The sequence below is a fragment of the Limnohabitans sp. 2KL-17 genome (assembly GCF_003063415.1).
GTDB lineage: Bacteria > Pseudomonadota > Gammaproteobacteria > Burkholderiales > Burkholderiaceae_C > Limnohabitans_A.
The window spans coordinates 72,165-81,954 of sequence record NZ_NESK01000020.1; the positions used below are offsets into that span (position 1 = coordinate 72,165).

At 59.5% G+C, this 9,790-nt stretch carries 10 protein-coding genes; 9 read left to right on the forward strand and 1 reads right to left on the reverse strand.

Annotation, left to right across the window (positions count from 1 at the left end; all coding sequences use genetic code 11):
• Positions 1–32: 32 nt before the first annotated feature.
• Complete coding sequence (locus B9Z45_RS11435) at positions 33–1,013, reverse strand: TRAP transporter substrate-binding protein (protein WP_108407348.1); 981 nt, start codon at positions 1,011–1,013, stop codon at positions 33–35.
• Positions 1,014–1,182: 169 nt separating this feature from the next.
• On the opposite strand from B9Z45_RS11435, the gene B9Z45_RS11440 reads away from it, so the two are divergent.
• The 9 genes from B9Z45_RS11440 (at position 1,183) to B9Z45_RS11480 (ending at position 9,674) form a co-directional block, all read left to right on the forward strand.
• Positions 1,183–1,902: a FadR/GntR family transcriptional regulator gene (locus tag B9Z45_RS11440; protein WP_108407349.1), complete on the forward strand. Its 720-nt coding sequence runs from the start codon at positions 1,183–1,185 to the stop codon at positions 1,900–1,902.
• A 95-nt stretch (positions 1,903–1,997) separates the two neighbouring features.
• Entirely contained in the window at positions 1,998–3,335 is a 1,338-nt protein-coding gene (gudD, locus tag B9Z45_RS11445; RefSeq protein ID WP_108407350.1) for a glucarate dehydratase, read from the forward strand.
• Between the two features lie 50 nt (positions 3,336–3,385).
• On the forward strand, positions 3,386–4,270 hold the full coding sequence (locus B9Z45_RS11450) for a 2-hydroxy-3-oxopropionate reductase (protein ID WP_108407351.1): 885 nt from the start codon (positions 3,386–3,388) through the stop codon (positions 4,268–4,270).
• 41 nt (positions 4,271–4,311) lie between these two features.
• Complete coding sequence (locus tag B9Z45_RS11455) at positions 4,312–5,076, forward strand: HpcH/HpaI aldolase/citrate lyase family protein (protein WP_108407352.1); 765 nt, start codon at positions 4,312–4,314, stop codon at positions 5,074–5,076.
• A gap of 14 nt (positions 5,077–5,090) precedes the next feature.
• A complete protein-coding gene (locus B9Z45_RS11460) occupies positions 5,091–5,918 on the forward strand; it encodes an NAD(P)-dependent oxidoreductase (RefSeq protein WP_108407353.1) in 828 nt (275 codons plus the stop codon).
• A 129-nt stretch (positions 5,919–6,047) separates the two neighbouring features.
• The gene (locus B9Z45_RS11465; RefSeq protein WP_108407354.1) at positions 6,048–7,205 is read left to right on the forward strand and encodes an alpha-hydroxy acid oxidase; all 1,158 of its coding nucleotides are present in this window, start codon (positions 6,048–6,050) and stop codon (positions 7,203–7,205) included.
• Between the two features lie 94 nt (positions 7,206–7,299).
• Positions 7,300–8,547 carry a DNA polymerase IV gene (dinB, locus tag B9Z45_RS11470; RefSeq protein ID WP_108407361.1) on the forward strand — a complete coding sequence of 416 codons (1,248 nt, stop codon included), beginning with the start codon at positions 7,300–7,302 and terminating at the stop codon, positions 8,545–8,547.
• Positions 8,513–9,355 carry an enoyl-CoA hydratase-related protein gene (locus B9Z45_RS11475; protein WP_108407362.1) on the forward strand — a complete coding sequence of 281 codons (843 nt, stop codon included), beginning with the start codon at positions 8,513–8,515 and terminating at the stop codon, positions 9,353–9,355. Before dinB ends, B9Z45_RS11475 begins: the two co-directional genes overlap by 35 nt.
• A 103-nt stretch (positions 9,356–9,458) precedes the next feature.
• On the forward strand, positions 9,459–9,674 hold the full coding sequence (locus B9Z45_RS11480; protein WP_108407355.1) for a BrnT family toxin: 216 nt from the start codon (positions 9,459–9,461) through the stop codon (positions 9,672–9,674).
• Positions 9,675–9,790 lie beyond the last annotated feature (116 nt).

Below are 9,790 nucleotides of genomic sequence, written 5' to 3' on the forward strand. Positions count from 1 at the left end.
ACCTCAATGCCTTTTGACACAAGAGGCACGCGTTACTTGACGGCCGCTATGCGTCCCATCAAATCGGCATAAGGGGCGCCGTATTTGGCGCGAACAGGCGCTGTGGCGTCATAAAAAGGCTTGTTGTCGATGTTGATGAACTCAACGCCTTCGGTTTTGAGCTTGGCCACAGATTCCGACACGGCTTTGTCCCAAAGCGTCCGCTGCTCCAACTGCGCTTCACGGCCCAGTTTTTTGACCAAGGCCTGGTCAGCCGCATTGAGTTTGTCCCAAGCCACTTTGGACATGACCAAAATTTCAGGAATGATCAGGTGGTTGGTCTGGGTGTAGTACTTGGCACCCGCTTTGTAGTGGTTGGCTGTCAGCAGGCTGGGCGGGTTGTTTTCTGCCCCATCCACAACACCCGTCTGAATGGCCGTAAACACCTCGCCATAACCCATGCTGATGCCATTGCCACCCATGGCATTCATGGTGTCCACAAACAGGGGGTTGCCCATCATGCGTATTTTTTGACCCTTGAGGTCTTCAGGCTTGCGCACTGGTTTTTTGGTGTACAGGCTGCGCGAGCCGCCGTCCATCCAGGCCAATGCCACCATGCGGGCGGGCGAAGCTGAGATTTTGTCCAGCAATTCCTGCCCAATGGGGCCATCAATCACAGCACGCATGTGCGGGATATCGCGAAACACAAAGGGCATATTGAAGATGTTCACCTCGGGCACCACTGGACCGACGGGGCCCAGCGAAGTGCGCAAAATCTGGATCGCACCGACCTGAGTCTGCTCGATCATTTCTTTTTCTCCGCCCAGCACGCTGCCAGGGAACATTTGCATCTTGAAGCGGCCACTGCTGGCGGCTTCAAGCTTTTTGCCCATGCTTTCAACGGCAACCACGGTCGGGTAGCCAGCAGGGTGAACGTCTGCGGCCTTCAGCACAGTTTGTGCCGAAGCCATTGAAGCCATGGCCGACAAGACGACGGCGCAGGTGCTTTGAATCAAAAATCGACGGTGAATCATTTGCAATATCTCCTCGGCGTGGATGCGCCAGATCGGTGTGGTCTATGTTTTCAGGGGAACGACTTGACAGATGGCGCAATGAATCTGATACAGTCAACTCAAAATATCATCAGTTGTCGTACATCTATATTATCACTTCACACCAACCTCCAACCCATGGTTTTCCCCAATGCTTGAGACACGTCGCAAATCCAGAACCCTTTCTGCCGAGTTGGCCGACACGCTGATTCAGCGCATACGCAACCAGGAATACGCACCTGGCACCAAGTTGCCCAAAGAGATGGACATCATGGAAGAGTTTGGGGTTAGCCGCACCGTGGTCCGCGAAGCGATTTCTCACCTGCAGGCGGCAGGCATGGCCGAAACCCGTCACGGCATTGGCACCTTCGCCCTGCTGCCCGAAGACACTGGACTTTTCAGAGTCCACCCCGACCAACTGGGAACCTTGCGCGATACGATTGCCCTGCTGGAATTGCGCATTGGACTTGAAACCGAGGCCGCCGCACTGGCCGCAATGCGCCGTACAGAGGAGAATCTAGACAAAATGCGCATCGCCCTGACGGCCTTTGCTGAAGCCATCGAGGCAGGACAAAACGCCGTTCAGGCCGACTTCCAGTTCCACACCGAAATTGCACTTGCCACGCAAAACAGCCACTTCATCCAGTTCATGTCCCTGCTCGGGGAGCGGGTGATTCCCAGATCGCGTTTGAGCCCGGACGAAGACCCAGCACCCACCCGAAAAGCTTACTTGCACAGGGTGCACCAAGAGCACGAGAGCATTTTCAACGCCATTCAAAACCAGGATGTGGAGGCCGCCCGAGCCGCCACCCGAACCCATCTGTCCAACAGCCGCGAACGCCTGCGCATGGGCGAAATCAATGCCCGCTAAACCCGGTTTGAACCCACATTCAGGGTAAACCCAAGTTAAATTTGGCACCTCTAGTTGTATGATGTCATCCAACATCATTTCATATTTGACGCGCCATGGCCCTTTCCCCCAACAGCCCCACTGTCACCCGCATGCAGGTGATTCCTGTGGCAGGCCGCGATGGCATGCTGCTGAACCTCAGTGGTGCTCATGGCCCGTTCTTCACGCGCAACATCGTCATCCTGACCGACTCGGCTGGCCGAACTGGTGTGGGCGAGGTGCCCGGTGGTGAAAAAATCCGCCAAACCCTGGAAGACGCCCGTCCCTTGATCGAGGGCCAGCCGGTTGGCGACTACAACCGCCTGCTCAACGCCATGCGCCAGCAGTTTGCCGACCGCGACAGCGGTGGCCGTGGCAACCAGACCTTTGACCTGCGCATCACCATCCATGCCGTCACCGCCGTGGAAAGCGCCCTGCTCGACTTGCTGGGCCAACACCTGAATGTGCCCCTGTGCGCGCTCTTGGGCCAAGGCCAGCAACGCGAACGTGTGCAAATGCTGGGCTATTTGTTTTATGTGGGCGACCGGACCCAAACCGACCTGCCCTACAACAGCGAGCCCGACCAAGCCGACGACTGGCTGCGCCTTCGCCATGAGAAAGCCCTGACCCCCGAGACGGTGGTCAAACTGGCCGAAGCGGCACAGGCGCGGTATGGCTTTCAGGACTTCAAGCTCAAAGGCGGCGTGCTGCGCGGCGAAGAAGAGGTCGAGGCCATCGTGGCTTTGCATGAGCGCTTTCCCAAAGCCCGCATCACGCTGGACCCGAATGGCGGCTGGTTGCTCAAAGACGCGATCCGCTTGCTGCGGGATCACCGTGACACCATGGCCTATGCCGAAGACCCTTGCGGCAGCGAAGGCGTGTTTTCGGGTCGCGAAGTCATGGCCGAGTTTCGCCGCGCCACGGGCCTGCTCACGGCCACCAACATGGTGGCCACCGACTGGCGCGAGATGGCACACAGCATTCAGTTGCAGTCGGTCGACATTCCGCTGGCAGACCCGCATTTCTGGACACTGCAAGGCTCCGTTCGCGTGGCACAGCTGTGCCAGATGTACGACCTGACCTGGGGCTCGCACTCCAACAACCATTTCGACATTTCACTGGCCATGTTCACCCACTGCGCTGCAGCGGCACCCGGCAAGGTCACGGCCATCGATACGCACTGGATCTGGCAAGACGGCCAGTTCTTGACCCAAGCGCCGCTGCAAATCAAAGGCGGTTATGTGGACGTGCCGAAAAAACCGGGCTTGGGCATCGATGTGGACATGGCCGCCATCGAACGGGCGCACCAGCTTTACCTGCAGCACGGACTGGGCTCACGCGACGATGCACTGGCCATGCAGTACCTGATACCGGGCTGGAAGTTCAACCCCAAGATGCCAGCCTTGGTGCGCTGACAAGCCACCACAAAACATCAACACTCAACACACTGGATTTGGAGCAACACATGAAATTAGGATTCATCGGACTGGGCATCATGGGCAAACCCATGGTGGGGCATTTGCTGGCTGCCGGCCACGAACTTTTTGTCCACTCGCGCAGCGGCACGCCTGAAGAACTGACAGCGCTGGGCGCCAAAGCCTGCGCCTCACCCGCCGAGGTGGCGCAGCAAGCCGACACCCTCTTTTTGATGGTGCCCGACACACCGCATGTGCAAGACGTGCTGTTTGGCGAGCACGGCGTGGCCAAGGGCTTAAGCGCTGGCAAGACGGTGGTCGACATGAGCTCCATCTCGCCCATCGCCACCAAAAGCTTTGCAGCGCAAATCAACACCTTGGGTTGTGACTATCTGGACGCGCCGGTCTCCGGTGGCGAAGTGGGTGCCAAGGCGGCCAGCCTCACCATCATGGTGGGTGGCAGCGAGGCCACTTTCAACAAAGTGCAGCCCCTGTTTGCCTTGATGGGCAAAAACATCACTTTGATCGGTGACAACGGCAGCGGCCAAACCTGCAAAGTGGCCAACCAGATCATCGTGGCGCTCAACATCGAGGCGGTGGGCGAGGCCCTGCTGTTCGCCGCCAAAGCGGGGGCTGACCCCGCCAAAGTGCGGCAAGCCCTGATGGGTGGCCTAGCCACCAGCCGCATTTTGGAGCTGCATGGCGAACGCATGATCAAGCGCACCTTCAACCCCGGTTTTCGCATCGAGCTGCACCTGAAAGACCTGAACCTGGCCCTCGAAGGCGCCAAGGCCATGGGCCTGAGCCTGCCCAACACGGCCAATGCGCAACAACTGATGAACAGCTGCGTGGCCCACGGCGGCGCGGCCTGGGACCACTCCGGGTTGGTGCGAGCCCTTGAAATCGCAGCCAACTTCCAGATCGCAGGCAACTGAATTCAGTCCCTTCCGTCATTCGAATATAAGAGACACGCCCCATGGACATGCCCATCAACCATTTCAAACACGCCATTCAGTCTGGTCAAAAACAGATCGGTCTGTGGTCGCACCTGTGCAGCAACATCAGCACCGAGATCCTGGCCCATTGCGGCTTCGACTGGTTGCTGCTGGACATGGAGCATTCCCCCAACGACCTGCCCGAAATATTGGCACAACTGCAGGCCATGCAGGGCAGCCGCACCTCCCCCATCGTGCGCCCACCATGGAACGACATGGTGACCTTCAAGCGCCTGCTCGATGTGGGGGTGCAAAGCCTGCTGGTGCCCTACATCCAAACCGAAGAAGAAGCGCAACAAGCGGTGTCTTACACCCGCTACCCGCCGCACGGCGTGCGCGGTTATGCGGGTGCGCCTCGCGCCAGCCACTACGGCCGCGTCAAGGGCTACGCCCAACACAGCAGCGAAGAAATCTGCCTGTTGCTGCAAGTCGAAACCGTTCAGGGCCTGAACAACATCGAGGCCATTGCCAACGTGGACGGTGTGGATGGCGTGTTCATCGGCCCCGGTGACTTGTCGGCCGCTCTTGGCCACCTGGGCAACCCCAAGCACCCTGAAGTCCTTCAGGTCATTGACCAATCGATCGCACGCATCCGGGCTTGTGGCAAAGCAGCAGGCATCCTGACCGGCGACGAAGCGCTGGCCAAACACTATGTAGAACAAGGCTGCCTGTTTGTGGCCGTGGGTGCCGACCAGAATGTGCTGCGTGACAGCGCCACCGCCTTGGCAGGCCGATTCAAGTCTTGATCCCTGGAGCCACCATGCTGAGTACCCCCGCATCCCCCATCCGATTTCCTCGCCTGCTGCTGACAGGCGCTGGCGGCAACCTGGGCAAAGAACTTCGCCCCCGCCTGAAGGCCTATTGCGACGTGCTGCGCGTCAGCCACCGCCGTGACTTGGAACCTGCCACAACAGGCGAAGAAGTTCAACTGGCCTCACTCGAAGACAAAGACCAGATGATGGCTTTGCTGGACGGCGTGAGCGCGGTCGTGCACATGGGCGGTGTCTCGACCGAACAGCCCTGGGACCCAATTTTGGCGGGCAACATTGTGGGCATGGTCAACTTGTATGAGGCTGCACGCATTCAAGGTGTGCAGCGCATCGTGTTTGCCAGCTCCAACCATGTGACCGGCTTTTACCGCCAAGACGAGGTGGTCAACACCCGCATGCCCCCCAAACCCGATGGGTTTTATGGTCTGTCAAAGGCCTTTGGCGAAGACCTGGCCCAACTCTATTGGGACCGCTGGGGCATCGAGACGGTGAGCCTGCGCATTGGCTCGTCGTATGCCGAACCCAAAGACCGGCGCATGCTGGCCACTTGGCTGAGCTTTGACGACCTGGAGCGCTTGGTCGTGGCCGCACTCACCGCGCCCATCGTGGGGCACAGCATTGTTTATGGCATGTCGGACAACCAGACCACCTGGTGGGACAACACCCACGCCAAACACATTGGCTACCGACCGCTGGACTCTTCGGACGTTTTTCGCTCGGCCGTCGAAGCCCGCCAACAAACCGTGGACGGCAAAGACCCGGCCACGATTTACCAAGGCGGGGCTTTTGTGAAGGCCTCACCCCACGGCCCAGGCTGAGTCCGAGACCCAGGCCAAGGCAGACGCCAAAAATTTCAAGCCGCCTGTCCCAAGTTTCACAGGCACTGGCCGGTTGAGCGACTACGATCTGACATTGTTAAGATCTGCCCATCCTCCAGGAGACAACCCATGCCCGTGATCACCACCATCGAAGACTTGCGCGTTTTGGCCCAAAAAAGGGTCCCGCGCATGTTCTACGACTACGCGGACAGCGGCTCTTGGACCGAGAGCACTTACCGGGCCAACGAAAGCGATTTCCAAAAGATCAAGCTGCGCCAACGTGTAGCCGTGAACATGGAAAACCGCAGCACCGCCAGCACCATGGTGGGCCAAGCGGTGGCCATGCCCGTGGCCATTGCGCCCACAGGGCTGACCGGCATGCAGCACGCCGATGGTGAAATTTTGGCGGCGCGCGCTGCCAAAAAATTTGGCGTGCCTTTCACACTCTCGACCATGAGCATCTGCTCCATCGAAGACGTGGCCCAGCACGCGGGTGAAGGTTTTTGGTTTCAGCTCTACGTCATGAAAGACACGGGCTTCATCGAGCGCCTGATTGACCGCGCCAAAGCGGCCAACTGTGGCGCACTGGTGCTCACACTCGATTTGCAAATCCTCGGCCAGCGCCACAAAGACCTGAAAAACGGCCTGTCTGCGCCCCCCAAACTGACCCTCGCCAACCTCATCAACATCGCCACCAAGCCCCGCTGGGCCATGGGCATGCTGGGCACGCCACGTCGCCAGTTTGGCAACATCGTGGGCCATGTCAGCGGCGTGGCCGACATGAGCAGCCTGTCCTCATGGACCGCATCGCAGTTCGATCCCGGCCTGAACTGGGGCGATGTGGAGTGGATCAAAAAACGCTGGGGTGGCAAGCTGATCCTCAAAGGCATTCAAGACGTGGATGACGCCCGCTTGGCCGTTCAGTCAGGCGCTGACGCCCTGATCGTCAGCAACCACGGCGGCCGCCAACTGGATGGCGCGCAGTCCAGCATCGAGGCTTTGCCAGCCATCGTGGACGCTGTCGGCCAGCAAATCGAAGTGCACATGGACGGCGGCATCCGCAGTGGCCAAGATGTGGTGAAGGCCTGCGCCCTGGGCGCCAAAGGTGTCTACATTGGCCGCTCTATGCTGTACGGCTTGGGGGCCATGGGCGAAGCCGGTGTGACCAAAGCGCTGGAAATCATCCACAAAGAACTCGACCTGACCATGGCCTTTTGCGGTCGTACCCAAATGGACACCGTGGACAAAAGCATCTTGCTGCCGGGCACCTTTCCGACCGGTCACTGACCCCGTCTTGGCAGGGCAAAAGCCCTGTCGGAGGCGCTATGCTTGATGGGTGCCCACACCCGCTCAAGTCATCCGCCGTATCGCCCACCTCGACATGGACGCGTTTTACGCGTCGTGCGAGTTGCTGCGCTACCCGCAGCTCAAGGGCTTGCCGGTGGTCATTGGCGGCGGCAGGCGCAAGGAAGACGACTTGCTTGGAAAGTTGCAAGCGGCCTACCCGGAGGGCGAATGGACCGCAGAGACCTTTGCCGAACGGCTGGACTGCATCCCGGTCGACTTTTTCCCGCGCCTGGCGGGCTACACCGGACGCGGTGTCATCACCACCGCCACCTACCCGGCCCGACAATTCGGCGTGGGCTCGGCCATGGGCCTCATGAAGGCTGCCAAGCAATGCCCGCAAGCCATCTTGCTGCCGGTCGACTTTGAGCGCTATCGGTACTTTTCGCGCACCTTCAAATCCATCATCACCGACATCGCGCCCCTCATGCAGGACCGGGGCGTGGACGAGGTCTACATCGACTTCACCGATGTCCCCGGCGGCCAACGCGAGGGCGGACGGGTGCTGGCCAGGTTGATCCAGAAAAGCATTTTTGAAGCCACGGGCCTGACCTGCTCGGTCGGTGTGGCTCCCAACAAACTGCTGGCCAAAATGGCCAGCGAATTCAACAAGCCCAAAGGCATTTCCATCGTGCACGAGGCCGATCTGCAAAGCCTGATCTGGCCCCTGGCCTGCCGCAAGATCAACGGCGTGGGCCCCAAGGCCGATGAAAAGCTGCAAGGCTTTGGCATCCACACCATTGGCGAACTGGCGGCCCGCGACCTGCCCTGGCTGACCGAAAACTTCGGCAAGAGTTATGGCGCCTGGTTACACGATGCCGCCTGGGGCCGAGACGATCGACCGGTAGAAACCGAAAGCGAGCCCGTGAGCATGAGCCGCGAAACCACTTTTGAACGCGACCTGCACGCCGTGCGCGACCGCGAAGAACTGGGCGCCGTCTTCACGCGCTTGTGTGAACAAGTGGCCGCCGACCTTCAGCGTAAAGGCTACGAAGGCAAAACCATCGGCATCAAGCTGCGCTATGACAACTTTCAGGCCGTGACGCGGGACCAGTCCTTGCCCGGTTACACGGCTGACGCCAAACACATCCGCCAAGTCGCAGGCCAATGCCTCAAGCGTGTGGACTTGTCTCGCCGCCTGCGCTTGCTGGGCGTGCGGGTCGGCTCGCTGGTCAAGGCGGGGACAGTTGCAGCCCCCGGCGCCTCTTACAGTGAAGCCATTGCCAACCCGCCACCCGAAGTGAATGACCATGGACAAACTCAACTGCTTTTCCCTCTCGATTGAGCAACACGTTGCACACCTGGTGCTGAACCGCCCTGAGGCGATGAACACCATGCACCCCAGCTTCTGGCGCGAACTGCACGAGGTGCTGACCGACATCCACAAGGCCGGCACCGCCCGGGCCTTGGTGATCTCCAGCACGGGCAAACACTTCAGCGCGGGCATGGACCTGCAGACCTTTGGCAGCGCCATCCAGATGGACGACAGCAGCGCCGAAGGCCGCTCGGCCGTGTATGACCTGCTCACCGACATGCAACACACCTTCACCCTGCTCGAAGAGCTGCGCATCCCGGTGATCGCGGCCATTCAGGGCGGCTGCATTGGCGGCGCGGTGGACATGGTGACTGCGTGCTGCATGCGCTATGCCTCAGCCGATGCGTTCTTTTGCATCCAAGAAATCAACATCGGCATGGTGGCCGACGTGGGCACACTGCAACGCCTGCCCAAACTGCTGCCCATGGCATTGGTCAAAGAACTGGCCTACACCGGCCGCCGCCTGGGTGCCGACAAAGCGCTGGCCCACGGCCTGGTGAACGAGGTGCTGCCCACCCACGAGGCCACCGTGGCCGCCGCCCTGCAAGCGGCCAAAGAAATCGCCAGCAAACCGCCCGTGGCCATCTGGGGCACCAAGCAAGTGCTGCACTACGCCCGCGACCACAGCACCGAAGACAGCCTGCGCCACATGGGCTGGCTGCAAGGCGCGATCTGGAGCAACGCCAACGTGCGCGAGGCCATCAGCGCCATGCAGCAAAAACGTGAAGCGAATTACGCGCCGCTGCCAGCGCTCAAGGGGTTTCGGGAATTTGGGTGATCTAATAGACCACGAATTCGCTACTTATTGCTCATTGAACATGGTCATCAAATTCCCGTGGGAGTTAAAGTATGCCTTGTAATAAAACTGGGAATTTGTGACCATGAAATTTGAGTGGGACCAGACCAAAGCTGCAAGCAACGTCAAAAAACATAACGTCAGTTTTGATGAGGCTGCGTCGGTGTTTCTTGATGAATTGGCCGTTTCAGGTCCCGATCCTGATCATTCGATAGGCGAGTCCCGTTACATCACTTTTGGCGCATCGAGTTTGGGTCGCTTACTCGCTGTCTCACACGCATACCGCTTAACAGGCTGCTGAAATACTCCCATGTTTAGGTCCACGCCGAGCCCCTGAGAAACGTTAATTGTTGAGCAACTACACGGACACATGATGCGCGGCGCTGACACCTTCACCGAGAGCCTTTTCACGATGCG

What these genes read in the sequence shown, in the direction of transcription:
- B9Z45_RS11435 (WP_108407348.1), bottom strand. Translation starts at nt 1,013, where the DNA reads ATGATTCACCGTCGATTTTTGATTCAAAGCACCTGCGCCGTCGTCTTG.
- B9Z45_RS11440 (WP_108407349.1), top strand. Translation starts at nt 1,183, where the DNA reads ATGCTTGAGACACGTCGCAAATCCAGAACCCTTTCTGCCGAGTTGGCC.
- gudD (WP_108407350.1), top strand. Translation starts at nt 1,998, where the DNA reads ATGGCCCTTTCCCCCAACAGCCCCACTGTCACCCGCATGCAGGTGATT.
- B9Z45_RS11450 (WP_108407351.1), top strand. Translation starts at nt 3,386, where the DNA reads ATGAAATTAGGATTCATCGGACTGGGCATCATGGGCAAACCCATGGTG.
- B9Z45_RS11455 (WP_108407352.1), top strand. Translation starts at nt 4,312, where the DNA reads ATGGACATGCCCATCAACCATTTCAAACACGCCATTCAGTCTGGTCAA.
- B9Z45_RS11460 (WP_108407353.1), top strand. Translation starts at nt 5,091, where the DNA reads ATGCTGAGTACCCCCGCATCCCCCATCCGATTTCCTCGCCTGCTGCTG.
- B9Z45_RS11465 (WP_108407354.1), top strand. Translation starts at nt 6,048, where the DNA reads ATGCCCGTGATCACCACCATCGAAGACTTGCGCGTTTTGGCCCAAAAA.
- dinB (WP_108407361.1), top strand. Translation starts at nt 7,300, where the DNA reads ATGGACGCGTTTTACGCGTCGTGCGAGTTGCTGCGCTACCCGCAGCTC.
- B9Z45_RS11475 (WP_108407362.1), top strand. Translation starts at nt 8,513, where the DNA reads ATGGACAAACTCAACTGCTTTTCCCTCTCGATTGAGCAACACGTTGCA.
- B9Z45_RS11480 (WP_108407355.1), top strand. Translation starts at nt 9,459, where the DNA reads ATGAAATTTGAGTGGGACCAGACCAAAGCTGCAAGCAACGTCAAAAAA.